This is a genomic window from Winslowiella sp. 2C04, assembly GCF_050037805.1.
In the GTDB taxonomy this organism is placed as follows: domain Bacteria; phylum Pseudomonadota; class Gammaproteobacteria; order Enterobacterales; family Enterobacteriaceae; genus Erwinia; species Erwinia toletana_A.
In genome coordinates, this window is record NZ_CP188300.1 from 1,500,103 (window position 1) to 1,526,968 (window position 26,866).

16 protein-coding genes are annotated in these 26,866 nt (G+C 51.9%); 10 read left to right on the forward strand and 6 right to left on the reverse strand.

Annotated features, from left to right (window positions below; translation table 11 throughout):
• Positions 1 to 110 precede the first annotated feature (110 nt).
• The 5 genes from nuoM to ACP3TC_RS06605 all read left to right on the forward strand — a co-directional run bounded on the left by nuoM (position 111) and on the right by ACP3TC_RS06605 (position 6,224).
• Positions 111 to 1,631: an NADH-quinone oxidoreductase subunit M gene (gene nuoM / locus ACP3TC_RS06585; RefSeq protein ID WP_426817812.1), complete on the forward strand. Its 1,521-nt coding sequence runs from the start codon at positions 111 to 113 to the stop codon at positions 1,629 to 1,631.
• Positions 1,632 to 1,637: 6 nt separating this feature from the next.
• Entirely contained in the window at positions 1,638 to 3,095 is a 1,458-nt protein-coding gene (nuoN, locus tag ACP3TC_RS06590; protein ID WP_313852882.1) for an NADH-quinone oxidoreductase subunit NuoN, read from the forward strand.
• A gap of 155 nt (positions 3,096 to 3,250) precedes the next feature.
• Positions 3,251 to 4,627 (forward strand): HdeD family acid-resistance protein, encoded by a 1,377-nt coding sequence (locus ACP3TC_RS06595; RefSeq protein ID WP_313852881.1) that lies wholly within the window; start codon positions 3,251 to 3,253, stop codon positions 4,625 to 4,627.
• The gene (locus ACP3TC_RS06600) at positions 4,624 to 5,751 is read left to right on the forward strand and encodes an MFS transporter (RefSeq protein ID WP_426817813.1); all 1,128 of its coding nucleotides are present in this window, start codon (positions 4,624 to 4,626) and stop codon (positions 5,749 to 5,751) included. The genes ACP3TC_RS06595 and ACP3TC_RS06600 overlap by 4 nt, the downstream gene beginning before the upstream one ends.
• A gap of 23 nt (positions 5,752 to 5,774) precedes the next feature.
• Entirely contained in the window at positions 5,775 to 6,224 is a 450-nt protein-coding gene (locus ACP3TC_RS06605; RefSeq protein WP_313852879.1) for a GNAT family N-acetyltransferase, read from the forward strand.
• A gap of 46 nt (positions 6,225 to 6,270) precedes the next feature.
• On the opposite strand, the gene ACP3TC_RS06610 is transcribed toward ACP3TC_RS06605, so the two are convergent.
• Positions 6,271 to 7,929 carry a glucan biosynthesis protein D gene (locus ACP3TC_RS06610; RefSeq protein WP_313852878.1) on the reverse strand — a complete coding sequence of 553 codons (1,659 nt, stop codon included), beginning with the start codon at positions 7,927 to 7,929 and terminating at the stop codon, positions 6,271 to 6,273.
• A gap of 396 nt (positions 7,930 to 8,325) precedes the next feature.
• Here ACP3TC_RS06610 and elaB point away from each other — a divergent pair, with 396 nt between their 5' ends.
• From elaB to ACP3TC_RS06625, 3 genes are all read left to right on the forward strand, one after another.
• Complete coding sequence (gene elaB / locus ACP3TC_RS06615; protein ID WP_313852877.1) at positions 8,326 to 8,637, forward strand: stress response protein ElaB; 312 nt, start codon at positions 8,326 to 8,328, stop codon at positions 8,635 to 8,637.
• Between the two features lie 304 nt (positions 8,638 to 8,941).
• Complete coding sequence (locus ACP3TC_RS06620) at positions 8,942 to 14,215, forward strand: hypothetical protein (protein ID WP_426817814.1); 5,274 nt, start codon at positions 8,942 to 8,944, stop codon at positions 14,213 to 14,215.
• A 152-nt stretch (positions 14,216 to 14,367) separates the two neighbouring features.
• Positions 14,368 to 15,564: a nicotinamide mononucleotide deamidase-related protein YfaY gene (locus ACP3TC_RS06625; RefSeq protein WP_426817815.1), complete on the forward strand. Its 1,197-nt coding sequence runs from the start codon at positions 14,368 to 14,370 to the stop codon at positions 15,562 to 15,564.
• A 74-nt stretch (positions 15,565 to 15,638) separates the two neighbouring features.
• Here ACP3TC_RS06625 and yfaE read toward each other — a convergent pair whose 3' ends face one another.
• From yfaE to ubiG, 4 genes are all read right to left on the reverse strand, one after another.
• On the reverse strand, positions 15,639 to 15,899 hold the full coding sequence (gene yfaE, locus ACP3TC_RS06630; RefSeq protein WP_313852873.1) for a class I ribonucleotide reductase maintenance protein YfaE: 261 nt from the start codon (positions 15,897 to 15,899) through the stop codon (positions 15,639 to 15,641).
• A 3-nt stretch (positions 15,900 to 15,902) separates the two neighbouring features.
• A complete protein-coding gene (nrdB, locus tag ACP3TC_RS06635; protein WP_313852872.1) occupies positions 15,903 to 17,033 on the reverse strand; it encodes a class Ia ribonucleoside-diphosphate reductase subunit beta in 1,131 nt (376 codons plus the stop codon).
• 71 nt (positions 17,034 to 17,104) lie between these two features.
• Positions 17,105 to 19,390 carry a class 1a ribonucleoside-diphosphate reductase subunit alpha gene (gene nrdA / locus ACP3TC_RS06640; RefSeq protein ID WP_313852871.1) on the reverse strand — a complete coding sequence of 762 codons (2,286 nt, stop codon included), beginning with the start codon at positions 19,388 to 19,390 and terminating at the stop codon, positions 17,105 to 17,107.
• A 540-nt stretch (positions 19,391 to 19,930) separates the two neighbouring features.
• Complete coding sequence (gene ubiG, locus ACP3TC_RS06645; protein ID WP_313852870.1) at positions 19,931 to 20,659, reverse strand: bifunctional 2-polyprenyl-6-hydroxyphenol methylase/3-demethylubiquinol 3-O-methyltransferase UbiG; 729 nt, start codon at positions 20,657 to 20,659, stop codon at positions 19,931 to 19,933.
• A gap of 181 nt (positions 20,660 to 20,840) precedes the next feature.
• Here ubiG and gyrA point away from each other — a divergent pair, with 181 nt between their 5' ends.
• Entirely contained in the window at positions 20,841 to 23,477 is a 2,637-nt protein-coding gene (gene gyrA, locus ACP3TC_RS06650) for a DNA topoisomerase (ATP-hydrolyzing) subunit A (protein ID WP_426817816.1), read from the forward strand.
• 58 nt (positions 23,478 to 23,535) lie between these two features.
• On the opposite strand, the gene ACP3TC_RS06655 is transcribed toward gyrA, so the two are convergent.
• A complete protein-coding gene (locus ACP3TC_RS06655) occupies positions 23,536 to 23,853 on the reverse strand; it encodes a hypothetical protein (protein WP_426817817.1) in 318 nt (105 codons plus the stop codon).
• Positions 23,854 to 24,008: 155 nt separating this feature from the next.
• Between ACP3TC_RS06655 and rcsC the strand changes: the two genes are divergently transcribed.
• On the forward strand, positions 24,009 to 26,858 hold the full coding sequence (gene rcsC, locus ACP3TC_RS06660; protein ID WP_426817818.1) for a two-component system sensor histidine kinase RcsC: 2,850 nt from the start codon (positions 24,009 to 24,011) through the stop codon (positions 26,856 to 26,858).
• The last annotated feature ends 8 nt before the right edge of the window (positions 26,859 to 26,866 follow it).

Sequence of the window (26,866 nt, forward strand, 5' to 3'; positions counted from 1 at the left end):
GCGCGGAGCAACCGCAGCGTACTAAAGTACGTGAGGATTGCGAGCACTGCCGGCGAACAAAATGGCAAGCAAGATAGCCCAAACGGGGCCAAGAAAGGGAAAGACTCGCCATGTTATTGCCTTGGCTTATATTTATACCCTTCGTCGGTGGCTTGCTGTGCTGGCAGTGCGAACGCTTTGGCGTCAGAGCGCCGCGCTGGATCGCACTGATCACTATGGGGTTGACGCTGGTGCTGTCGCTGCATCTCTGGATGCAGAGTAACTATGCGCTGACTCAGGCAGCAGGTTTGCCACAGTGGCAATCTGAATTCTCCGCATCATGGATTCCGCGTTTCGGCATCAATTTCCACCTGGCTCTCGACGGACTGTCGCTGCTGATGGTGGTACTGACCGGGCTGCTGGGGTTAATGGCGGTACTCTGCTCCTGGAAGGAAATTGAGAAAAATCAGGGCTTTTTCTACCTCAACCTGATGTGGATTTTGGGCGGCGTGATCGGCGTGTTCCTCGCCATCGACCTGTTCCTGTTCTTCTTCTTCTGGGAAATGATGCTGGTGCCGATGTACTTCCTCATCGCACTCTGGGGTCATAAAGCGTCCGACGGTAAAACCCGTATCAGCGCAGCCACCAAGTTCTTTATCTACACCCAGTCCAGTGGTCTGGTGATGCTGATTGCGATTCTGGGTCTGGTATTCGTTCATTACAATGCGACCGGAGTCTGGACGTTCAACTATGAACTGCTGCTGAACACGCCAATGTCGCACGGTGTTGAATATCTGCTGATGCTCGGCTTCTTTATCGCTTTCGCGGTGAAAATGCCGGTGGTGCCGTTACACGGCTGGTTACCGGATGCGCACAGCCAGGCACCAACGGCTGGCTCCGTTGACCTCGCAGGCATCCTGCTGAAGACCGCTGCTTACGGTTTGTTGCGCTTCAGCCTGCCGCTGTTCCCGAATGCCTCAGCTGAATTTGCGCCGATTGCCATGTGGCTGGGTATCATTGGTATCTTCTACGGCGCGTGGATGGCATTCTCCCAGACCGATATCAAACGTCTGATTGCTTACACCTCAGTATCCCACATGGGCTTTGTACTGATTGCCATCTATACCGGCAGCCAGCTGGCTTACCAGGGCGCGGTGATTCAGATGATTGCTCACGGTCTCTCAGCGGCGGCACTGTTTATCCTGTGCGGTCAGCTGTATGAGCGTCTGCATACGCGTGATATGCGTCAGATGGGCGGTCTGTGGTCGCGCATCAAATGGTTGCCGGGTCTGTCTTTGTTCTTCGCCGTGGCTAACCTCGGTATGCCGGGCACCGGTAACTTCGTCGGTGAATTTATGATTCTGGTCGGCAGCTTCCAGGTTGCGCCAGTGATTATCGTCATTGCCACTTTCGGTCTGGTGTTTGCTTCGGTCTACTCATTAATCATGATGCAACGGGCTTATTATGGTCCGGCAAAATCTGACAAGCCGCTGAAAGGCATGTCGCCGCGCGAATTCCTGATGATTATGGTGCTGGTGGTTCTGCTGGTACTGCTGGGGGTTTATCCACAGCCGATTCTGGACACCTCACATGCTGCGATGAGCAATATTCAGCAGTGGTTTACCGCTTCAATTTCAACTACAAGGCCGTAATTCGCCATGACAATAACTCCTCAACATTTGATCGCGCTGCTACCGCTGTTGATCGTCGGATTGACGGTGGTGGTTGTGATGCTGTCCATTGCGTGGCGACGCAACCACTTCGTCAACGCGACCCTGACGGTGATCGGTCTTAACCTCGCACTGCTGTCACTGTTCTTTGTTGGCCAGGCTGGCCCAATGGATGTCACGCCGTTACTGCGCGTCGACGGTTACGCCATGTTCTATACCGGGCTGGTAATACTGGCGAGTCTCGCAACCTGTACCTTCGCGTATCCGTGGCTTGAGGGCTACACCGATAACCGTGAAGAGTTCTACCTGCTGGTGCTGATTGCGGCACTTGGTGGAGTGGTTCTGGCGGGTGCGAATCATCTGGCTGCGCTGTTTATCGGTATTGAACTGCTGTCGCTGCCGCTGTTTGGCCTGATTGGTTACGCTTTCCGTCAGAAACGTTCGCTGGAAGCCGCCATTAAGTACATGATTCTCTCTGCTGCGGCATCATCGTTCCTGCTGTTCGGTATGGCACTGGTGTACGCTGATTCAGGCAGCCTGAGCTTTATGGCGCTGGGCAAAACCCTAAGCGATGAGATGCTGCATCAGCCGCTGTTGCTGGCGGGTCTGGGCCTGATGATTGTTGGCCTCGGCTTTAAACTGTCGCTGGTTCCGTTCCACCTGTGGACGCCAGACGTCTATCAGGGGGCACCGGCACCGGTCTCCACCTTCCTGGCAACCGCCAGCAAGATCGCCATTTTTGGTGTGGTGATGCGTCTGTTTATGTATGCGCCGGTAACCGACAGCGAAGCGGTCAGAACGGTACTCGGCGTGATTGCCTTTGCCTCGATTCTGTTTGGCAACCTGATGGCTATCTCGCAGAGCAACATCAAGCGTATGCTCGGTTACTCTTCAATCGCTCACCTCGGCTATCTGCTGGTGGCGCTGATTGCGGTGCAGACTCATCAGCTGTCGCTGGAAACCGTTGGCGTCTATCTGGCCGGTTACCTGTTCAGCAGCCTCGGTGCATTCGGCGTAGTCAGCCTGATGTCCAGCCCGTATCGTGGTCCGGATGCTGATTCACTTTACTCGTATCGTGGTCTGTTCTGGCATCGCCCGATTCTGTCAGCGGTTATGACGGTGATGATGCTGTCACTGGCGGGTATCCCGATGACGCTCGGCTTTATCGGTAAGTTTTACGTGATTGCGGTCGGCGTGAATGCACACCTGTGGTGGCTGACGGCGGCGGTGGTGCTGGGTAGTGCAATTGGTCTGTACTATTATCTGCGCGTCACCGTCAGCTTATACCTCAGCCCACCAGAGTCGCTACAGCGTGATACGCCGGCTAACTGGGCGTTTACCGCCGGTGGCGTGGTAGTGCTGATTTCAGCAATTCTGGTACTGCTGTTAGGTATTTACCCGCAGCCGCTGATCAACCTGGTACAGATGGCACAGCCGCTAATGTAACCGGTATTGATTGTTGCGATATAAAGAAATCAGGCCTGTCGGGCCTGATTTTTTTTTAATATTGTATTTTCCGCACATTATTAATGTTTATTCTTTGTGCTATTTCGGCCTTCTTGCTAATTTGGCATCATCCTCTTCCTCGCTGGAGAAGCCCCTTGATAAGATTAATTTTCTTACTGGTGGGTGCTCGTCAGTTAAAATCCCGCTGGTTATTCCTCGCCTTCATTGGGGCATGCTGGATCGCGCTCGGCGTGGCGATCTTTTACGACATCGCCAGTGACGGTCGCCTGTCGGTGCCGCTGGATACCTTAGCACTGTTACTGGTTATTGAAGGTTTGGTTGAAATCGCCGCGGCGATGATTATTGGTATCCGCATATACTGGCCTGGTATCTGGAAAGGGTTGGGCTTTCTGGTTATCGCGTTATTGGTGTTTGATTTACCCTGGGATAACAATATTCTCGCCTCAGTGCTGTTTGGTACGGCATTTCTCGGCGACGGCTTATTCCGCATCGCTTCGTCGTTGGTGCTGCGTACGGTGAAATGGCGGCGGGAGTTTTCCTTTGGCGTAATAGAAGTTGGCCTCAGTCTGCTGATTTTCAGCAACTGGCCGTTCCATCATCATATTGCCGTACCGCTCTGTTTCTCCTTACTTCTGCTTACTTCCGGCCTGTCATTAATTAAGATGGCGCGCCAGGTATTGCTGTTACCGGAAAGCGCCTCGGTGATGTCGTTACCGTTATTTACCTCACGCGGGCTGCGTCGCTGGAGTGAGCTGGCTTACGAGCATCCGCCATTTCCGCAGCAGTCGCCGACCCTTCCGCTGAAGGTGCTGGTATGGACGCCGGTGGGATCGGCGATAGTTACCGAGCGGCGGCGAGTCATCGATCGCTATATCGCAGCAGTGGATAAAGACGGTGTGATCTCTACCGGACATATATCGCTGATCATCGAGAACGAACTCTATATCAGCCACTATCCGTTTGAGGAGATCGATCGCGACAGCGGTAATTTCCGCGCCATGCTGCGGGCGGGGGAGGACAATGATATGCCGGGGCGATTTAACGACGATCTGGCGGCGGAGATTGCTGACTGGTGTCCACCGGACCAGCAGGTGCCGTTTAACCACTATAACGCCGAGGCATTGCATAATTACTGGCAGGTTTTTTCCACAGATACCACCTATAACCTGACCTCACGCAACTGCTCGTCAACGGTGGTGCAGGCGCTGGACGTGGCTATCGAGGGTTCGATGGGCCACTATCGTTTTCCGGCGATACATCTGTTGTTAGATCCTAATTTCTGGCTGCTGGGGCTGGTGCGCGGCCGGGCCGAACAGATGACCTGGACGCCGGGCCTGGCGCTTGACTATGTACGCCTGCTGAAGCTGGTGGTTGAGCCGACCCGCAGCCGCGCGTGGCACAAACGCGTGCACGAAGCTTTTCTGATACGGCGCGCGGTAATTAAACAGGAAATCCGCCTGAAAAAAGGAACGATCGCCGCGCAAAGTAAAGGTGCGCCGGAGGAAAAATGAAGTCTGAACTGCGGGCTAAATTTTCTGTCATTTCGGCGGTCACGATTTTTGGTCTGACCTACGGTCTGAGTGCGCCACTGATCGCCATCACGCTGGCCAATCATGGCTATAGCGAAGCCTTTATCGGTATCAATGCCGCAATGCATGCGCTTGGGGTATTACTGATTGCCCCCAAACTGCCGTGGTTATGCCGCACTTTCTCAACGCGTCAGCTAATGTCTACCGCAATACTGGCTGCTGCGGCTTTACTGATGATGTTTCCATGGTTGCCGATCGCCAGCTGGTTTGTGCTGCGGTTGCTGTTGGGAATGGCAACCGAAGTCATTCTGGTGGTCACCGAAACCTGGCTAAATCAGGTGACGGTGGAGCAGCATCGGGCGAAGAATTTAGCCATTTATACCGCCATGCTGTCGCTTGGCTTTGCCCTCGGCCCAATGATTCTTAGCCTGATGGGGAGCGGTTCCAATGCCTTTATGCTGGGTGGCGTCATCGCGCTGGCTGCCGCACTGGCGATGATACTGTCGAAGACCGGCTTTATTTCCTCTGATCATGAGGTGAAGCGCTCCCTGGCGGCCTGGCTGAAGTTGATTCCGCTGGCGCTGGCGGCGACGGTATTGAATGCGGCGCTGGAGTGTGCCGGGATGAACTTACTGCCGCTGTATGCCATCAACCTCGGCTGGAGTGAGTCCGAGGCCACTTCACTGATCGCTATTCTGCTGGTTGGCGCCATCGTGCTACAGCTGCCGGTCGGCTGGCTGGCAGATCGCTTTGATCGTCAGCGTTTGATCGTGATACTTGCCGCACTTTCTACCCTCGGCGCGCTGGTCTGGCCGCTGGCGTTACAACATATCTGGCTGGCGCGCGCACTGCTGTTTGTCTGGGGCGGAGTGTTCGTTGGCATCTATACCGTGATTATTACGCTTATTGGTCAGCGTTTTCGCGGTGCGGAACTGGCAGGAGCTTATGCTATTCTTTCGGTCGGCTGGGGCGTGGGGGCGTTAATCGGCCCGATGTTGGGTGGCATTTCAATGTCAATGACCCTGCATGGTTTACCGTTGATGACCGCGCTGCTGTGCGGCATATTTACTCTGTTCGCGCTGCGTACCCGGCAGGAAGCGTGTTAACAGAAAAAAGCAGGAGAGGGAGTATGGATCTTATCTGGCAGGACTTACACCACAGCGAGCTGAGCGTTGCACAGCTCTACGCTATTCTGGCGCTGCGCAGCAGGGTGTTCGTGGTTGAACAACATTGCGCTTATCAGGATATTGACGGTGCCGATCTGGCGCAGGATAACCGTCATATTATCGGCTGGCTGGATGATAAGATCGTGGCATATGCGCGTGTTCTGACGCCGCAACAATCAGATCAACCGGTAAGCATTGGCCGGGTGATCATCGCTCCTGAGGCACGAGGCTTAAGCCTTGGATATCGATTAATGGAGCAGGCAATTGCCAGCTGCGAGCAACACTGGCCGGGACAATCGATCTTTCTCTCTGCGCAGGCGCATTTGCAGGAGTTTTATGGTCGGTTAGGATTTAAGCCGGTTGGCGAGATTTATCTTGAGGATGATATTCCGCATATTGGGATGCAGAACTAGTTAAATCGGGCGGCGCAAACGCCGCCCGTTAAAACATGCTGATTAATTAGTCAGCATGCATCTGCCGATCGTCAATATACTTACGTTTATCCGGCGGTGGCGGGAAGTACTGATACAGCCACGTCTCGCTCAGCGTTTCTCCCTGCGAACGCAGGAACATCCGCATCTCAACCGGTTTGGTATCGTCGCTGTTCGGATACCAGTCAAACAAGATGCGATAACCGTTTAGCGGTTCAACGAACAGAATCTCCACTTGCTTAAGGGTGCCTGAAGAGACGTCGATCACCGGCTCAATGCCTTTCGCTGCCGCGGCTTTCAGATCGCCACCGACAAAATCTACCGCAATGCGGCGTGCCCAGACATCCGGATAATGTTCACCAGGTGCCCAGCCTTCCGGGAAGCCACCCATACCGGTTCGGGTCGCATCGACGCGCGCTAAATCACTGCGCACCGGCGGTAAGCCGCTCCAGTAAAGCTTATAGTGGAAGCTGTGTTCACTACCCGCCTTGATCGGCTCTTCCGGCTGCCAGAAGCAAACAATATTATCCAGCGTTTCACCGGTCGTAGGGATCTCCATCAGATTGATGGCACCTTTACCCCATTTGCCGATCGGTTCAACCCACAGGCTCGGGCGCTTGTCATACCAGCCAATCACATCCTGGTAGTCCTTGAAATCATGGTTCAGCTGCAACAGGCCAAACCCGCGCGGATTATTGTCCTGGTAAGCATTAAACTGTAATTTCTGCGGATTATTCAGCGGACGGCTGATCCACTCACCACTGCCGGTCCACATTGCCAGGCGGTCGGAGTCGTGAATCTGCGGATGAATGGTGTCGCACATGCGGCGTTCGTTGGTGCCACAGCTGAACATACTGGTCATCGGTGCAACACCGAGCTGCTTGATGTCCTTACGCGCGAAGATATGATTTTCAATCTCCATCACCACGCGTTTCGCTTCGCAGTCGATAATAAACTTATAGGCTCCGGTGACGCTTGGACCGTCCAGCAGTGCGTAGACAGTGAATGTCGTGTCTTCAGCTTTCGGCGTTTCGAACCAGAAAGCAGTAAAATCCGGAAATTCTTCCTGACCACTGCCGAAGGTGTTTACCGCAATACCCCGAGCCGATAGGCCGTATTGATAAGTTTCATCCACCGCGCGGAAATAACTGGCACCAAGGAAGGAGACAATATCGCGCTTCGCCAGTTCCGGCTTTTTAAATGCGCGGAAACCGGCAAATCCAAGATCGGTCTTGCCTTCCAGCTGCTGAGTATCAACTTTGGCGTTATTGTAGTTGAACAGTTCCGGACGGAAGTGAACTTCACGCGCTTCGCGACTCTGTTCATCAACGGCAAACATGCGGATGCGTCGCTTAAAGCCCATGCCAACGTGGAAGAACTGCACATCCAGTTCGCGGTCAGCGATATCATTCCAGAGCGAATGACTGGCATCGTATTGGATCTCGTTATAGGCCTGCGGTGTCAGGGTTGCCAGCGTTTCCGGCAGCGGGCCTGGAGCGCCGCCCCACGGCTGTTTAGCCATGCCTGCGGCCATTTTTTTCAGAACGTCAAAATCAAATCGCATCGCGGTGCCGTCAGCAATATCGGCATCTGCCCAGGCGGACTGCGCAAATAGCGTGGATAAGCCAGACATACCGCTTACGGTAGCGAATGCCATTGACGCTTTCATAAACATTCTTCGATTCATGCCAGAAGTATTTTCCTTTGCTGAACGGAGTTTGTAGTGACTGTCGTGCTTGTGCACCCATTTGCATCTCCTGGCGTGGCCAGGGTTACAGGGGGATACGACAGCTTGCTGATACAAAAATTCAAACCTCAGGAAATTTATCAGATTAATCGAATAAACCCACGGTTTTCCGCTACGCCAGCGGCAGATTTAACGCATTTTACGTTCGGTGATTTTTTAGCCGCAACCCGCTGTCAGCGCCTGATGGCGTGATAACAGCGCAAATGAACAAATAACCAGCGTTTAAATCATTAATCTGTTAATTCTCAGGTTATTCCTGGAGGCTATAGCGCGCAGGACGCTGAAAACTGTCTATAGTTAACAGACATGCATGTTATTCGTACACGGAGGAATAAAATGGCTATACCTGATGAAACGCATGAGACCCGACTGGATGACGATCTGACACTGCTTACAGAAACGCTGGAAGAAGTGCTGAAGTCCTCGGGCGACCCTGCCGATCAGAAATACATTGAGCTCAAGGCGAAAGCTGAGCAGGCACTGCATGATGTAAAATCACGCGTCAGTGAGGCGTCCGATACCTACTACATCCGCGCCAAACAGGCGGTTTACCGTGCTGATGACTATGTGCACGAAAAACCCTGGCATGGTATTGGCGTCGGTGCCACTGCTGGCCTGGTGATCGGCTTATTGCTGGCTCGCCGCTAACTCTGTCCTGCCAATAAAATTTGTGGGTCGGAAATCCGACCCCAATTCCTGATTACTCTCCTCGCATTATTCTTTGATTATTATTTTCTGGCTTATCATTTTTTCTGAATAGCGCCATCATTTAGAGTTAATATTGCCAGAAATCACGATTTAAAAAATGAGACGATAAGCTTTTTTTATAAATAAATATTTAATTTTTAACTATTATGGCTGCCAGTTTAACCAGTCTGACAAAAATCTATTAATTCCCGTAATTGTTAATTATTGAATAATATCCCAAATGGGTAATATAAGGAATGCGCTGATGTTGGACGAAATAAGCGGTCTCTGGCAGAGCTTTATTAACGCAGGCATTCGGGATACTCCGACAGATAAATTACCCTTTATCGCGATTATGAACACCTCGGCCGCTATACCCGCAAAGAATTTTACTCCAATTGAAACAAAGTCGATTAAAGGGAGAAAAATAAGGCGACATCATTTGGCGCTGAAAGCGGTCAAAGTGGCGTCTGAAAATGAGAGAGTTGCACCGCGAATGGGCCTTCTGCCAGCCGAAGCGACATTCAGGCCAATAGCTTCTGATGGCAAGCTGGTCTCTGCCGGCAAAAAGCAGACCATTCAACGGCTGGCATATTTTTTTCAGGGGCAGGAAAAAATTTACGCGGGTATGGCTCCGCAGAGCAGAGAGCTTGGCAACGTTTTTCCCGCGCAAACGCTGGCGCCCTGGCATAACATTGTCCCGGTTATTAACAGCGATCAGGCTGATGGGGCACGGCAGAAGCGAGAATTGTCAGAGCCGTTTCTTCCCCGGAATACCACCGGGGAGCCTGCATTGCCGAACGCTTTGGCAGAAGATATTGTTCACCTGCCGGGCGATAGCGAGGCCAGCTTTTGCCAGCAAGCGGCGGCGTTTTTCAATCAAATGGATCTGATGCTGGACCGTGAACAGCAGCAGCAACTGGTTGCTTCGCTGGGCGACTCATGGATGGTTTTCAGCAGCCCGTCTGACGGCGCACAGCGTTATAAGCGGGCGCATGAGGATGTCATGCGCTGGCGTATTAAACAGCATCAGATGACGATAAAAAATAAATCAATGAATAATGCCAGTATCGGCGCGAAAATAACCCGCTGGTCAGATGAAATTACCGAGCAGGGGCGAACGCTATTTATTAAGGGCACCAGCAGCTATAACCCGGGGCATTTTTTACTGAGTGGCGGCGCGGCGGTGCTGGGTTTTTTTTCCCGAAAGGTTGGGGAAACGGTTACCGGAGAAATTTTTGAGCGGCAGCCTGGCCAGAGCAGAGCGGAATTTGTGCTTGAATGGGGCATGGCTGTTTCAATGATGCCGGAAGCCCAGGCGAATAAAGCCTTTAACCCACCAAGGGTGAAACCTTCCAGCCGGTTAGTTAATTCGCTGGCGGCGGTGAAAAATCCTATCACTGAACTTCCAGGAACGGTCGTTAACCACGCGCAAACCGGGCTAACGGTTCACACTATTCTGGAAAAGAACATCGCCGGTCAACAATGGCGACTTTATCCTGATGATGTCAACCGGGGTATGGCAGAGAGAGTCGGATCGAACCCGGTGGTTAAATATCCGGCAACGCGTAATTCACAAAATAACGCCTGGCAAATAAAAGACATTGAAGGTGAGCATGTTTTTACCTACAGCAAACAATCTGAATTTTATTTGAAAGTTGAAGACAGCTATCATCCGCTCACCCACAATGCTGCTGACGCGACCTGGGTTATGTCCAGCGGAAAGAAAATTTACTTTAATCAGCTTAACTCTGAATGGAGAGAGTTTTATCCGGCCAATACCCATCTTAATGGCAGAGTGTTATCTGCAATACCGCAAGCATTAATTAATAGCTTACCCGGCGAAAGAAGAGTGCTGTCTCCGGTAGCGGGATGGGAGCGTCAGGTATGGGCAACACAGCCGGGAGAGCACTATCTGGGGATTAAGTCACGTGGTCGTCATAACCCGAATAACGTCGAAATTGGCTATGTACGCGGCAATCTTGAAGGCGATTTTTTTACGCTTGGCAGCGTGGGGCAGCAGTCAATAAGCCGGCAGACGGTGTTGAAGTGGCAGCCAATGACCGGTAACTGGGATGTCGTGCATTCACCGTTTAGTTTATTGCAAAAAGCGGAAGCAAAAATTGATCGGAGCTGGTTGCAGCAGAATGTGGCAGCGCCAGGATGGCTTAATGTGGCAGATAATATTCCCGGGCTGTACTGGAATGGCAAAAGCCATTTTCTACGCTGGAACACGGCAGCAGATGGAACCGTGCAGTATCTGCCCGTCAGGCCAGGTAAAAAACCTGGAGAATATTTCCCCGAGCAGCCTGTGGCCGACGATATGCTATTTCGTTATAGCCCTCAGGTGGGCGAATGGCAATTTCAGCAGTTAAAGAACCCGGTATTCTATGCATTGCCAGCGGAAGTTAAAGTGCGACCCACCGAGCCATTCTCACCCAGCATGGCGCTGGAAGATTATCATGATATTTACCGGAGCAGCGAAAGCGGTGATCTCTATATTCATACCGGTACAGATCACAAGGGTACGCAGGAGTATATCCGGGTAGAGCAGGATGCAGAACAAAGCGATCTGTTCAGTTTACGGGTACCGAATTCACAAACTCCGGATGGAGCGGATGATCTGTATGTTTACCGCCTGGATGAAAACGAGGAATTTGTGCTGGAAGAGATACGGCCATGCCAGCTACGGGTAAAACGTGCTGGCGATGAATTTTGCGCCGGTCCTTCTGGAATCAATAAGCCGTCGGGCAGTGGTGAAAATCTGCCAGCGGAGAAGAAAAACGAGCTGGAAATTGATTACAGCGGCTGGCTTTACGATCACCCGCGCGTGGAACAAGAAACGGTGCGCGTAGAAGATGAAGAAGTGATGATTAAATACCGGAATATGGTTTATGCCGTGCGCCTGAGCGGAATCGCGCCTAAAACCTTGCCGTTAAATGTTATTGCCACCCACGCTGAAGTATCATTGATCAATCTGAGAGCAGAGCTACGGGAAAACCAGCCGCAAGTTGCAATATGGCTTGCCAGCAATCCCCGACACAGATCAGAGCAAGCGCTTAATTATGCCTTACGGCTGTGCAGAATTGCACCGGAAGGGATATCGATTACCGCGATTGCCGATCACACCAAGATGAGAGAGTTCGCGATTATTTCCTGGCTAAAGACGCGCGCATCCGAGGCGGAACCCTGGTTTGAACAATATCCTCAGCAGCAGGGCGAGGGTGATCTCGACTACGCGACACGCCTTTATCATTTGCGTGGAGAAGGAATTACTCTGAGCATGATAGCCAATCGTACTGAGGTGAAAAAAAGCCTGCTTGAAGCACAGGTGAAAAGAGGATCGCCAAAAATACTGCAGTGGCTGAGCACGCATCCACGTAAAGCGCAGGAAACCGACGGTGATTATGCACTGCGTCTGCTGCTGATTGCTGATAATGGCGTTAGTCTGGCGAATATCTCTGCTCATACCAATGTGCGCGAAGTGCCGCTCAGAAAAAGATTTGACAGAGTTAATGCTAAAACCAGGCAATTTCTGCGAAAAAATGTGCGGCATGAAAATGAAACTGATATGGATTATGCCGCGCGTTTGCACCAGCTGAGGCAAGCGGAAGTAGAGAAAGACGAAAAAGCCAACAATAACGATAAACTGGATAAAGCGAATAAAGTGGAGAATAAATACCTCGCGATTTACGCCGGGGTGCCATTGTTTGATCTCAGGCAAAGAGTTGGTGTGGCAGTGGCAGTTAAGACGGTTACTGCTGAGCAGCATCAATGGTTCGCAAATTATCCGCGTATTCAGGGTGAAACCGGGAAAGAGTACGCCTTGCGCCTGCTTCAGAAGCGTGATGAACCCAATATGGCCGCCGTTACATTTAATCTGAATATCACTAAAATGCTTATTGCAGAGCAGGCTGGGATTGATTCAATGACGTTATCGCGCGCCTTAAAAAAACAGAACGAAATGCGCGAATGGTTTAATGCCAATCTACGTTTACCGCAGGAAGAAATAACTGACGGCGATAGTAGAGATATCCGCGAAGAGAAAAATAAACAATATGGCTTACGCCTGGTAAACTCACGCAATTTGCAGCAGGAGAAGGTAGCAGTACTGGATGGCGATATTGCTAATCATATTGGCGTTAGTGCTGAGCAACTGAAAGGATGGTTAAACAGAAAAAGATTCGAATGGTTTAACAGTATGCCGCGAATCCCTGAAGAAATGATCAGCGAGCAGGACAGTAGCATCATTGTTGAACGAAAGAATCAGCTGTATGGTCTGCGAATGATTGAGATTTGGGAAAATAGCCAGCATCCTGATAGGGCGCTGATTACCCTGCGCGACATTGCCGCTGCTGCTAAAGTCACTAAAAGTTCGTTATATGATGCTCTGACCCCTGAGTTTCTTGGCATCAACCCGTTATTGGCACGTCCTTATGATCCGGAAACTGGCTGGGCACCGGAGTATGGCTTGCTGCATCTGAATTTGCAGCAGAATCCTCCACTGCTGACCGATCCGATTAATCCAGCACTTAGCATTACCCAGCAGATTCTCGGTGACGAGCCACTCACCATCACCAATGCTAATTATTTGCTGAATGCTGCACAGATAAAAAAAGTCGATCAGCGTGTAGCGACGCAACAGCGCTGGCTTAGCGAATTAAAGCATATTGTTGAGACTGATGGCAAAGAGCAGAACTCTTATATCAAGGACGGTGTCAAGGTTGATGGCGTTTTGAACGAGTACCTCGAGGTGCTCAATACGCTGGAAGCGGATAATCCGGTTGGATTAAGTGTTATCGCCAGAAAAAAAATCCCGCGTGGTACGCTGCTTGGCATATATACCGGCGTCCGGCATAACAACGATGCGACGTTGCGTACCGAATTTCGCAAGGTGGGTACCCAGCAGGTTCTTAAATATCTCTGGGGAGACATGAATAATGGACAAGGATCAACCAGCAGCTATCAGAATGCCAATATACTCTCTTTGGTCAATACCGGAAAAATGTACGACTTGCAATCACTGGGGGATAATAATCTGGTAGCAGGCTACCTTAACGACAAGGTTGTTTTCTACGTTGCCAAAAATGATATTGAAAAAGGGAATCAGCTGCTGATTTCATACGGTAAGCATTACAATCCTGATTATGGCATTCAGACGACACTCAATAATGATATTATTCGTATCATTGCCCGTAGCAATCAGTGTTACTTCAGCGTTTATGATGTCAATAATAACGTAAGAATTATTGGCCCTGAAGGCCCGCTTGATACTATTCCTGAGCAAGCCCGGTCTTATTTTCTCAAAGAGACAACGGAAAAGTCAGGCGTTCTTAAATATAATGTCATGAAAGATGGTAAAGTGATCACTGCCCGGCTACGTAATGGTGATGAAAACAACCTTTATCGCGCCATGGCGGTAGCGATGCAGAATGGATTGGGCGAAAAAGCCACCGAAGAGGCCATTCTGAACATGAAGGCGTCAGTGAAAGCAGAGTACCCTAATGAAGAGGGGGCGATGAAGCCAGAACCGGTCTAATCGCTGAAGGCTCAAACCCGTATTGCAACCGCGCGGTGTTCATTGCGTGCGTTAGTGCAGATAAACGGTTTACCTGACTGCCAGATCCCGCTACGGTAATTAACAGCCAGATAACAAGGCATAACGGCGTGCTAATCCGACAGGAGAAAACAGTGATCAGAGTGGAGATGCTCTCAACCGGCGATGAAGTGCTGCACGGGCAAATTGTTGATACGAATGCTGCATGGCTGGCAGATGAACTGTTTCAGCATGGGTTGCCGATGACCAGTCGCTCGACGGTCGGGGACAGTTTGCAGGCGCTGGTTGCCGCGTTAACCGAGCGCAGTCAGATTGCTGATGTACTGATTGTTAACGGTGGCCTTGGGCCGACCAGTGACGACCTCAGTGCACAAGCGGCTGCGACGGCGCTGGGTGTCGGGCTGGAACTCCATCAGCCATGGCTGGAGAAGATGGAAGCGTTCTTCGCCAGCCGCGGTAAACCAATGGCCGCCAGTAATCGTAAGCAGGCAGAAATCCCGGCCGGCGCTGAGCTGGTCGATAATCCGGTCGGTACTGCCTGTGGCTTTGCGATTAAGCTGAACCGCTGCTGGATTTTCTTCACTCCCGGCGTGCCATCAGAATTTAAAGTGATGGTCGGGCAGCAAATTTTGCCGCGCCTGAAGCAGCATTACACCCTACCCGAACCGCCAATCTGTTTGCGCCTGACCACCTTTGGCCGTGGCGAAAGCGATCTGGCTGGCGAGCTGGAGTCGCTGCCGCTGCCGGAAGGGGTGGTGATGGGCTATCGCTCATCGATGCCAATTATCGAATTAAAGCTGACTGGCCCGGCATCACAGCGCGTGGCGATGGAACAGAGCTGGCAGCAAGTGCGGCTAATGATGGCCGAGTGCACTATTTTTGAAGGCACCGAAGGATTACCGGCTTTGCTGGCGCGTTTACTGCAACAGCGTGGACTGACGCTGAGCGTCAGCGAGCAGTTTTCTGCCGGATTATTGCAGTGGCAGCTGGCATCGGCCGGTGTCGCCTTAGCCGCGGGGAATGTGCTGCCCTCGCAGCCAGAGTCGTTACCGGTGTTAGCCGCGCGCACCGCCGCGCTGGCGCAGAGCAACGGTTCGGCACTGGCGTTATCCGTCGGCGGTTTTACTGACGAACAGCTTGGCTTTGCGCTGCATACGCCGGATGGAACCTTTGCCCAGCAGGTAAAATTTAATGTAAGCCGTGACGGACTGAAAACACGGCAGGAGGTGGTGGCGATGATGGCGATGAATATGCTGCGCCGCTGGCTGAAGGGCAGTGATGTTACTACCGGGCACGGCTGGATTGATGTGGTGGAGACGATTAAGGTTTAACGATGATTTGAATCATATCCTGGCGAAGACAGGCAGGATGCAAACTCCTGACGCGGGCGGCGATAACGCCGCCGCTACATTTCTATCTCGATATCACCTTTCGCCCGGCAGCAGCAGGGCAAAATTTCACCATCCTGCACAAAGGCTAATGGCCGGGCAGCATAGCAAACTTCGCCTTTCAGCAGGCGCGTGCGGCAGGAGCCGCAATAGCCTTCGCGACACTGGTATTCGACGGACAGATTATGTGATTCCAGCACCGCCAGTAGAGAAGGGTGCTCTTCATCGCATTGAAGCTGCGCACCTGATGTGCGCAGCGTAATAATCGAACCGGCCATAAATTACAGCTGGAAATCGCTAAAGTCGTCGCCGTTGACTTCGGAGTCAATCTGGCCAACGAGGTAGGAGCTGACTTCCACTTCCTGCGGTGCCACCTGGACGTTGTCAGACACCAGCCATGAGTTGATCCATGGAATTGGGTTCGAACGGGTCTTAAACGGCAGATCAAGGCCAACCGCATTCATACGGATATTGGTGATGTATTCAATGTACTGCCAGAGAATATCTTTGTTCAGACCGATCATAGAGCCGTCGCGGAACAGATATTCTGCCCACTCTTTCTCCTGCTCTGCCGCCAGAACAAACAGATCGTAACACTGCTGGCGACATTCACGGGCAATCTCCGCCATCTCCGGATCGTCTTCACCGCTGCGCATCAGGTTCAGCATATGCTGAGTACCGGTCAGGTGCAGCGCTTCGTCACGAGCGATCAGACGAATGATCTTGGCATTGCCTTCCATCAGTTCGCGCTCGGCGAAGGCGAAGGAGCAGGCAAAGCTGACGTAAAAGCGAATCGCTTCCAGCGCATTAACGCTCATCAGGCAGATATACAGCTGCTTTTTCAGTTCGCGCAGGCTGACGGTGATGGTTTTACCGTTGACCTGATGTGAACCTTCACCCAGCAGATGCCAGTAGCTGGTCATCTCAATCAAATCATCGTAGTAACCAGAGATATCTTTAGCACGCGACAGGATCTGCTCATTGGTGACGATATCATCAAACACAATCGCCGGGTCGTTAACGATATTACGAATGATGTGCGTGTAAGAGCGCGAGTGAATTGTCTCAGAGAACGCCCAGGTTTCCACCCAGGTTTCCAGCTCTGGAATCGAGATCAGCGGTAACAGCGCGACGTTCGGGCTGCGGCCCTGAATTGAATCCAGCAGTGTCTGGTACTTCAGGTTGCTGATAAAGATATGCTTTTCATGATCCGGCAGGCCCTGATAGTCAATACGGTCACGAGACACGTCGACTTCTTCCGGACGCCAGAAGAAAGAGAGCTGCTTTTCAATCAGCTTTTCAAAGATGTCATATTTCTGTTGATCATAACGCGCAACATTAACCGGCTGACCAAAGAACATTGGTTCGTCCAGCTGATTATTTTTGTTCTGTGAAAACGTGGTGTAAGCCATGATGGTAATCCAGTCATTAAGGGTAGTGGCCGGGCTGTGCCGACCACTACTGAAGTGTCATCCGGGGAGGATTAAATCTTACAGGCGCCGCTTTCGCAGCCATCATCCTGAATGGACGGTGCCAGATCGTCCTGCGCATCTTCCGCGCCATCACGGGTGTTCTGGTAGTAAAGCGTTTTAACCCCGAACTTATACGCAGTCAGCAGATCTTTAAGCAACTGCTTCATTGGTACGCGACCGTTAGCAAAGCGCGTTGGATCATAGTTGGTGTTCGACGAAATCGCCTGGTCAATAAATTTCTGCATCAGGCCAACCAGCTGCAGATAACCGTCGTTATTTGGCATATCCCACAGCAACTCATAGCTGTCTTTCAGGTTCTCATAATCCGGCACCACCTGGCGCAGAATGCCGTCTTTGGAAGCTTTGATACTGATATGACCGCGCGGCGGCTCAATACCGTTAGTGGCGTTAGAGATCTGCGAAGAGGTCTCCGACGGCATCAACGCAGAGAGCGTCGAGTTACGCAGGCCGTGGGTTTTAATCTGCTCGCGCAGGTTTTCCCAGTCCAGATGCAGCGGCTCGTTGCTGATAACATCCAGATCTTTCTTGTAAGTATCAATCGGCAGAATGCCCTGTGCATAGGTGGTTTCGTTGAACCACGGGCAGGCACCTTGCTCTTTCGCCAGCTCGTTGGATGCTTTCAGCAGGTAAAACTGAATTGCTTCGAACGTCTTGTGCGTCAGATTGTTGGCGCTGCCATCGGAGTAGCGCACACCGTGCTTCGCCAGATAGTAGGCGAAGTTGATCACGCCAATGCCGAGGGTACGACGGCCCATTGCGCCGCGTTTTGCCGCCGGAATCGGATAGTCCTGATAATCCAGCAGCGCATCCAGCGCGCGAACCGCCAGTATTGCCAGCTCTTCCAGATCGTCAAGGCTGTTGATTGCACCAAGGTTGAACGCTGACAGCGTACAGAGTGCGATTTCGCCGTTTTCGTCATTCACATCCAGCAGCGGCTTGGTTGGCAGCGCGATTTCCAGGCACAGGTTGGACTGGCGTACTGGCGCGATTGCCGGATCAAACGGGCTGTGGGTGTTGCAGTGGTCAACGTTCTGGATGTAAATACGACCGGTTGACGCGCGTTCCTGCATCATCAGTGAGAACAGATCGACCGCTTTCACTCGCTGTTTGCGGATGCTGTCATCTTTCTCATATTTGGTGTACAGACGCTCGAACTCATCCTGATCGGCGAAGAAGGCATCGTACAGGCCCGGGACGTCAGACGGGCTGAACAGCGTAATATCTTCACCTTTCAGCAGGCGCTGATACATCAGTTTATTCAGCTGTACGCCGTAGTCCATATGACGGACGCGGTTGCCTTCAACCCCACGGTTGTTCTTCAGTACCAGCAGGCTTTCCACTTCGAGATGCCACATCGGGTAAAACAGCGTGGCGGCACCACCGCGTACGCCACCCTGAGAACAGGATTTCACTGCGGTCTGGAAGTGTTTGTAGAACGGGATACAACCGGTGTGGAAAGCCTCACCGCCACGGATTGGGCTGCCCAGTGCACGGATGCGACCGGCGTTAATACCGATACCGGCACGCTGTGAGACATATTTTACAATCGCACTGCTGGTGGCGTTGATGGAATCAAGGCTGTCACCACATTCAATCAGTACGCAGGAGCTGAACTGACGAGTCGGGGTGCGCACGCCAGACATGATTGGCGTCGGCAGTGAGATTTTGAAAGTCGAGATCGCATCGTAGAAACGCTTGATGTAATCAAGACGGGTTTCACGTGGATAGCCGGAGAACAGGCAGGCAGCGACCAGAATGTACAGGAACTGCGCACTCTCGTAGATTTCACCGCTGACGCGGTTCTGCACCAGATATTTACCTTCCAGCTGCTTAACCGCTGCGTAGGAAAAGTTCATATCGCGCCAGTGGTCGATAAAACCGTCCATCTGCTCGAACTCTTCCGCCGAGTAGTCTTCCAGCAGATGCTTGTCGTATTTTCCCATGTCAATCATACGTTTGACCTGGTCGATCAGTTTTGGTGGCTCAAACTGACCGTAAGCTTTTTTACGCAGGTGGAAAATCGCCAGGCGTGCTGCCATGTACTGATAATCTGGCGCTTCACGTGAGATCAGATCGGCTGCTGCTTTGATTACCGTTTCGTGGATATCAGAGGTTCTGATGCCGTCGTAGAACTGGATATGCGAACGCAGCTCTACCTGGGAAACAGAAACGTTTTGCAGACCTTCAGCTGCCCAGTCGAGAACCCGGTGGATTTTATCAAGATTAATACGTTCTTTGCGACCATCGCGTTTTGTGACCAGCAGACTCTGATTCATGTCGGGTTTTACCTGTCCGTAAAAAATATCCCCTGTTTATGCACAGAAATCTCATTGTGAGTAACTCTGTGGATAAACACTATATGTAGTAGTCAGGGGAGGATTGTGTAACTAGATGGTGAGTATTCTAGTAACTTATCCGCGCATAACAAGAGTTGATTTCTGATCGTTTTTCGGTTCCAGATGCAGACTTTTTACTAAGTCCGCGTTTCTCTAGGGCCGTAGCGCTGTCAATCCTTTAGATAAAAAAATCAAAATTTTGATCGAACGCTGATTTTCTATCCATTGCTTATTGCGGGCAATTTTCTTTGCGGAAAAAGTGTTCTGAGCCGGACGATTTTATCGCCCAGCAGGTTTTAAGCGATAGATTCATTTGCAGGCGGCATCATTCTGACAAATAGCTCACCAGACGTACAACAGGAAAAAGATCTGTCGATGACGGGTAATACTATGAAAATCCGATGGCATTTTGATGAAAGGGTTTCGCGGAGCAGGGAATTTATTGCTAAGGGCGGCAGCAACGCCGCCCAGGGCAGAAAGTTACTCAATCACGCTGTGGGTATGCACCATATAGTTCACGTCTACACCGCGACCTAAACGGAATTTATTGGTCAGCGGGTTGTAGTGCAGGCCGATAATGTGGCGCTCGCGCAGTGGCGTTTCATCAACCCAGTTCAGCAGCTCGGCAGGGCGGATAAACTTTTTAATATCATGCGTGCCGCGTGGCACCATGCGCAGCACATACTCTGCGCCGAAAATCGCCATTAACCAGGATTTACTGTTGCGGTTCAGGGTAGAAAAGAACACTTCGCCGCCCGGTTTTACCAGACGGGCGCAGGCGTGTACCACAGAACGCGGATCCGGCACGTGCTCCAGCATCTCCATGCAGGTGACAACATCGTATTGTCCGGCAAATTGATCGGCATGATCTTCCACCGTCTGCTGCACATAATCAATTTTTACGCCGCTTTCCAGCGCATGCAGACGCGCCACTTCCAGCGGTTCAGCACCCATATCGAGGCCGGTAACTTCGGCGCCTTCACGCGCCATACTTTCAGCCAGTATGCCGCCGCCACAGCCGACATCGAGCACTTTCTTACCGTACAGACCGTTAGCGTGCTGGGCAATATAGCCGAGGCGCAGCGGGTTAATCCGGTGCAGAGGTTTGAACTCACCTTCCATATCCCACCAGCGCGAAGCGACCGCCTCAAATTTAGCGATCTCCTGGTGATCGACGTTAGGGACGCCAGTATTAGGGTTTGCATTCATCGAATTAGTGCTCCAGCAACAAAATTTCTCTGAAGTATACATCTTTCCGTCAGTGAAGGGCACGAGAGCGCTCCTGGCGAATAAAGCATGCATTACGACGCTTTCCATTCACCGTATCAGTGCAGTGTGATATACTTTCGCACCTTTGAATCCGGGACTAATGTAGAGGGATAGCGGCTCCATGAGCGACCTTGCCAGAGAAATCACACCGGTCAATATCGAGGAAGAGTTAAAGAACTCCTACCTTGATTACGCCATGTCGGTCATCGTTGGCCGTGCATTACCAGATGTTCGGGATGGACTCAAACCAGTCCACCGTCGTGTGCTCTATGCCATGAACGTTCTCGGTAACGACTGGAACAAACCATATAAAAAGTCTGCCCGTGTTGTCGGCGACGTAATCGGTAAATATCACCCGCACGGCGATACCGCCGTCTATGACACCATTGTGCGTATGGCGCAGCCATTCTCGCTGCGCTACATGCTGGTCGATGGTCAGGGTAACTTCGGTTCCATTGACGGCGATTCCGCGGCAGCAATGCGTTATACCGAAGTGCGCATGTCGAAAATCGCCCACGAACTGCTGGCGGATCTGGAAAAAGAGACCGTCGACTTTGTGCCGAACTATGACGGCACTGAGCAGATCCCGGAAGTGATGCCGACCAGAATCCCGAACTTGCTGGTTAACGGCTCGTCCGGTATTGCCGTTGGTATGGCGACCAATATTCCTCCTCATAACCTGACAGAAGTGATTAACGGCTGTCTGGCTTATATCGATGATGAAAACATCAGCGTAGAAGGGCTGATGGAGCATATTACCGGGCCAGACTTCCCGACGGCGGCGTTTATCAACGGTCGTCGTGGTATTGAAGAAGCCTATCGCACCGGTCGCGGTAAAATTTATATCCGCGCTCGTGGTGAAGTAGAAACCGATGCGAAAACCGGTCGCGAGACCATCATCATCAATGAAATTCCTTATCAGGTGAACAAAGCGCGCCTGATTGAGAAAATTGCTGAGCTGGTGAAAGAGAAACGTCTGGAAGGCATCAGCGCATTGCGCGATGAATCCGATAAAGACGGTATGCGCATCGTCATCGAAATCAAACGCGATGCGGTTGGCGAAGTGGTGCTGAATAACCTCTACTCGCTGACGCAGCTGCAAACCTCTTTCGGCATCAACATGGTGGCACTGCATCAGGGCCAGCCGAAGATTATGCCGCTGAAGGATATTATCGAAGCCTTTGTGCGCCATCGTCGTGAAGTTGTCACGCGTCGTACTATTTTCGAACTGCGTAAAGCGCGCGATCGTGCTCATATCCTTGAAGCACTGGCGATTGCGCTGGCGAATATCGATCCAATTATCGAACTGATCCGCCAGGCGCCATCGCCAGCCGAAGCGAAAGCCGGTCTGATTGCGCGTCCGTGGGCTCTCGGTAACGTTACCGCTATGCTGGAACGCGCTGGTGATAATGCGGCGCGCCCTGAATGGCTGGAAGAAAAGTTTGGTATTCGTGACGGTCAGTACTACCTGACCGAGCAGCAGGCTCAGGCGATTCTTGATCTGCGTCTGCAGAAACTGACCGGCCTTGAGCACGAAAAACTGCTGGACGAGTACAAAGGTCTGCTGGAGCAGATTGCTGAACTGCTGCACATTCTGGAAAGCGCAGAGCGCCTGATGGAAGTGATTCGCGAAGAGCTGGAGCTGATTCGCGATCAGTTTGGTGACGAACGTCGTACCGAAATTACCGCTAACAGCGCGGATATCAACATCGAAGACCTGATCAACCAGGAAGATGTGGTGGTTACGCTGTCGCATCAGGGCTACGTCAAGTATCAGCCTCTGACTGATTACGAAGCGCAGCGTCGTGGTGGTAAAGGTAAGTCGGCAGCACGTATTAAAGAAGAAGACTTTATCGATCGTCTGCTGGTGGCCAACACCCACGATACCATTCTGTGCTTCTCAAGCCGTGGCCGTCTCTATTGGATGAAGGTTTACCAGCTGCCGGAAGCCAGCCGTGGTGCTCGTGGACGCCCAATCGTCAACCTGTTGCCGCTGGAGCCAAACGAGCGTATCACCGCAATTCTGCCTGTACGTGAGTACGCGGAAGGGCTGAATATCTTTATGGCGACCGCCAGCGGCACCGTGAAGAAAACCGCGCTGACTGAGTTCAGCCGTCCGCGCAGTGCCGGTATTATTGCCGTCAATCTGCGTGATGACGATGAGCTGATTGGCGTTGCGCTAACTGACGGTAATGACGAAGCGATGCTGTTCTCAGCCGCAGGTAAAGTGGTGCGCTTCTCCGAGCAGGCAGTGCGTGCCATGGGCCGTACCGCATCCGGTGTTCGCGGTATCAAGCTGGCGGCAGGCGACAGCGTGGTCTCGCTGATCATCCCACGTGAAGATGGCGCGATCCTGACGGTAACGCAGAACGGTTACGGTAAACGTACCGAGAACAGCCAGTATCCGACCAAGTCGCGTGCGACTCAGGGCGTTATCTCGATCAAAGTCACCGAACGTAACGGACCGGTTATCGGTGCGGTACAGGTGGTCGACAGCGATCAGATTATGATGATCACCGATGCCGGCACGCTGGTGCGTACCCGCGTTTCTGAGGTCAGCATTGTCGGACGTAATACGCAGGGTGTTATCCTGATTCGTACTGCGGAAGATGAAAACGTGGTTGGCCTGCAGCGTGTGGCTGAGCCGGTAGCAGAAGAAGAGCTGGATGCTATCGACGGCAGCGTCGCGGAAGGTGATGACGAGATCGTGCCAGAAGTGGATAACGATGACGAAGCCACCGAAAGTGACGAAGAATAATCGTTACGCTTAAAGCACCAGATAAAAAGGCCAGCATTGCTGGCCTTTTTTAATTCTGTTACTCCGCGATAATCCGATTCTGCCGCAGAAAAGCGATAACCTTGTTCACCACCAACTGATGAATCGCCGCGCGCTCCGCCGGTGGGATTTCACAGAGAAATTCCTCTCCTTCTTCGGCCAGCACCGCTGCCGCCTGCGGCTGGCACAGCGGCAGGACATCGAAATGAGCGGTATGTGGCAGACGCTGTTGCGGTAAGTGGAGCGTTTCTACGCCTGAATCCAGTGGTTTGGGCGTGCGAATATAGTCGTCAGCGGTGATCAATAACACCGGCAGGTGAATGCTGGCGACACTTTGCGGCGTAATCACATAAGCCATCCCCGGCAAAACGCCTTCACAGTGGCGTGCGGCGCATTCAGAACAGGCTGGATTATCGTGAAGCACCGCGCCAGTTCTGGCTTTTTATAACCAGTACCGCTACTGTATCGGGATCGCAAAACGCACCACTGACCCTTAGCCGCCATAGGTTACACTTGAAATATTTTGTCTCTTTTCGCACTACGTTAAGAATTTCCCGCTATCTGTTTCGGGCGCTGGCTCTAATGCTCTGGGCGCTTGGCGCACTGCTTACCGTTTTCTATATTATTAACGTGTTGCACGATAAAGAGTCGCAGGTGCGGCAGGAGTTTGGTGCCAATTACGACCAGGCGCAATGGTATATTCATCATTCGGTCGACATCACCCGCGAGCTGAAGTTTATCGCCGAAAACCGGCTGAGTTTCCCGGAAAATGGCTCCGATATCATCAATGGCAGTGCTGCTGCTAAATCGATGCCGCCGCAGTTTTATCCGCTGCGGGCAAATTCTGATTGCTCAACTATGAGTAATACCTGGCGTAGTTCGCTGGATTCGCTCAGCTATTATCTCAATTACTGGAAAAGCAATTTCTCTTCTGCCTGGGGACTGAACCGGGTGTTCTTTGTTGGCGATGAAAGTTTGTGTCTGGCGGATTTTGCGACGGGTACCGCCTCGGTTGAGCGCGAAAGGGCGATTAAGTCGCTGAATGAGCATGTTTTACGCTATCGCGATGCCAACGAGGAGGAGCGTAAAAACAGCCTGTACTGGATTGCTCCCGGTACGCAGCCGGGCGTCGGCTATTTCTATATGGTCACGCCGGTGTATGTCGCTAACAAAATGAAGGCGTTATTGGGTATTGAGCAAAATATCCGACTGGATGATTTTATCTCTCCGGGTAATCTGCCGGTGGTAGCAACCTTTGTTGACCAGAATAATCAGCCGATTCTCTCCACTGCCCACAACAACGGTGGTTTCTCGCTCGACGATCTGCCGGATAATAAAGCCTGGTTTGGCTATCTCAACGGTTATAAGCAGCTGGTGCTGAAAAAAACGCTACAGCCTTCCACACTCAGCGTGGTCTATTCCATCTCGACTGATGTGTTAGTAGACCAGCTGAAGATGCTGATGATTAATGCACTACTGCTTAATCTGCTGAGCGGCTTGATTATCTTCTCGCTGTCGTGGCTGTTTGAGCGACGCATGTTTTCGCCGGCAGAGGAAAATGCGCATCGCCTTGAAGAACATGAGCAGTTTAACCGTAAGATCGTTGCATCGGCCCCCGTTGGTATCTGTATTCTGCGAACCAGTGACGGCACCAATATTCTGAGTAACGAACTGGCGCATAATTATCTGAATCTGCTGACCCAGGAAGACCGTCAGCGACTGACGGAAATTATCTGCGGCCAGCAGGTTAACTTTGTCGATGTATTAACCGGCAGCAACACCAATTTGCAGATCAGCTTTGTCCATTCGCGCTATCGGAATGAAAATGTGGCGATCTGCGTGCTGGTGGACGTCAGCGCCCGCGTGAAAATGGAAGAGTCGTTACAGGAGATGGCGCAGGCCGCCGAGCAGGCCAGCCAGTCCAAATCGATGTTTTTGGCCACCGTCAGCCATGAACTGCGCACCCCGCTGTATGGCATTATTGGTAATCTCGATCTGCTGCAAACCAAAGTGCTGCCAAAAGGCGTCGAATCGCTGGTCACGGCAATGAACAACTCTTCCAGCCTGCTGTTAAAAATCATCAGCGATATTCTCGATTTCTCAAAAATTGAGTCTGAGCAACTGCGGATTGAGCCGCGCGAGTTTGCGCCGCGTGAAGTGGTTACCCATATTGCCTCTAACTATCTGCCGCTGGTGGTGAAAAAGCGCCTGACGCTTTACTGCTGTATTGACAGCGATGTGCCGATATTGCTGGATGGCGACCCGCTGCGATTACAGCAGGTGATTTCTAACTTGCTGAATAACGCCATTAAATTTACCCATACCGGCTGCATTATTCTGCATGCCTATGTCAGGGATGGTTATCTGGCGTTTCGCGTGCGCGATACCGGCGTCGGGATCCCGGCGAAAGAGATCACCCGCTTGTTTGATCCTTTCTTCCAGGTCGGTACCGGCGTGCAGCGCAACTTCCAGGGCACTGGCCTCGGGCTGGCGATCTGCGAGAAACTGATCAATATGATGGATGGCGATATCGAAGTCGATTCCGAACCGGGAATGGGTAGCCAGTTTATTGTGCGTATTCCGCTCTATAACAGCCGGGTGATTGTGCCGCCGTTGCACGAAGGCTTGCAGGATAAGCAGGTGTGGCTGGCGCTGAGAAATGAATACCTTGCCGATTTCCTTGAAAACTTGCTGAACGATCACGGTATCCGGGTTCAGCGCTTTGAAGAAAATGGCTATGGTGCTGATGATGTGATTATCACCGACTACGATTTTGACGCAGCAAGGCAAGTGCGTGCGGTAATTGTATTCGACGGCAAGCATATTGATATGCCACAGGAAGTTTCGACCGGGCGTTGGGTTTACAGCACCGCCACGCCGCATGAACTTCCGGCATTACTGGGGCGGATCTACCGTGTGCCGGTTGATGTTCCTGACGGGCTGGCGCTGCTGCCGGCACCAGAGGAGAGCGTCAACAACGAGGATATTCTAATCCTGGTGGTGGACGATCATCCTATCAACCGGATGTTGCTCTCCGATCAGCTCGGATCGTTGGGTTTCCGGGTGAAAACGGCCCAGGACGGTGTGGATGCGCTGAATGTGATCAGCCGCAGTGAAATCGATATCGTGCTGAGCGACGTCAATATGCCGAATATGGATGGTTATCGCCTGACGCAGCGCCTGCGACAGTTAGGTCATACTTTTCCGGTGATCGGCGTTACCGCTAATGCGCTGGCAGAAGAGAAGCAGCGTTGTATTGAAGCCGGAATGGATAACTGTTTGTCGAAGCCGGTAACGCTGGATACTTTGCAGAAGACCTTAGCGTTTTATGCTGAGCGGGTCAGAAAAGTACGGGAAGGGTAGCCACTCAG

Bases quoted from the DNA above. Each gene is read 5' to 3' on its own strand.
- nuoM (WP_426817812.1), top strand. From the start codon at position 111: ATGTTATTGCCTTGGCTTATATTTATACCCTTCGTCGGTGGCTTGCTG.
- nuoN (WP_313852882.1), top strand. From the start codon at position 1,638: ATGACAATAACTCCTCAACATTTGATCGCGCTGCTACCGCTGTTGATC.
- ACP3TC_RS06600 (WP_426817813.1), top strand. From the start codon at position 4,624: ATGAAGTCTGAACTGCGGGCTAAATTTTCTGTCATTTCGGCGGTCACG.
- ACP3TC_RS06605 (WP_313852879.1), top strand. From the start codon at position 5,775: ATGGATCTTATCTGGCAGGACTTACACCACAGCGAGCTGAGCGTTGCA.
- ACP3TC_RS06610 (WP_313852878.1), bottom strand. From the start codon at position 7,929: ATGAATCGAAGAATGTTTATGAAAGCGTCAATGGCATTCGCTACCGTA.
- elaB (WP_313852877.1), top strand. From the start codon at position 8,326: ATGGCTATACCTGATGAAACGCATGAGACCCGACTGGATGACGATCTG.
- ACP3TC_RS06620 (WP_426817814.1), top strand. From the start codon at position 8,942: ATGTTGGACGAAATAAGCGGTCTCTGGCAGAGCTTTATTAACGCAGGC.
- yfaE (WP_313852873.1), bottom strand. From the start codon at position 15,899: ATGGCCGGTTCGATTATTACGCTGCGCACATCAGGTGCGCAGCTTCAA.
- nrdB (WP_313852872.1), bottom strand. From the start codon at position 17,033: ATGGCTTACACCACGTTTTCACAGAACAAAAATAATCAGCTGGACGAA.
- nrdA (WP_313852871.1), bottom strand. From the start codon at position 19,390: ATGAATCAGAGTCTGCTGGTCACAAAACGCGATGGTCGCAAAGAACGT.
- ubiG (WP_313852870.1), bottom strand. From the start codon at position 20,659: ATGAATGCAAACCCTAATACTGGCGTCCCTAACGTCGATCACCAGGAG.
- gyrA (WP_426817816.1), top strand. From the start codon at position 20,841: ATGAGCGACCTTGCCAGAGAAATCACACCGGTCAATATCGAGGAAGAG.
- ACP3TC_RS06655 (WP_426817817.1), bottom strand. From the start codon at position 23,853: ATGGCTTATGTGATTACGCCGCAAAGTGTCGCCAGCATTCACCTGCCG.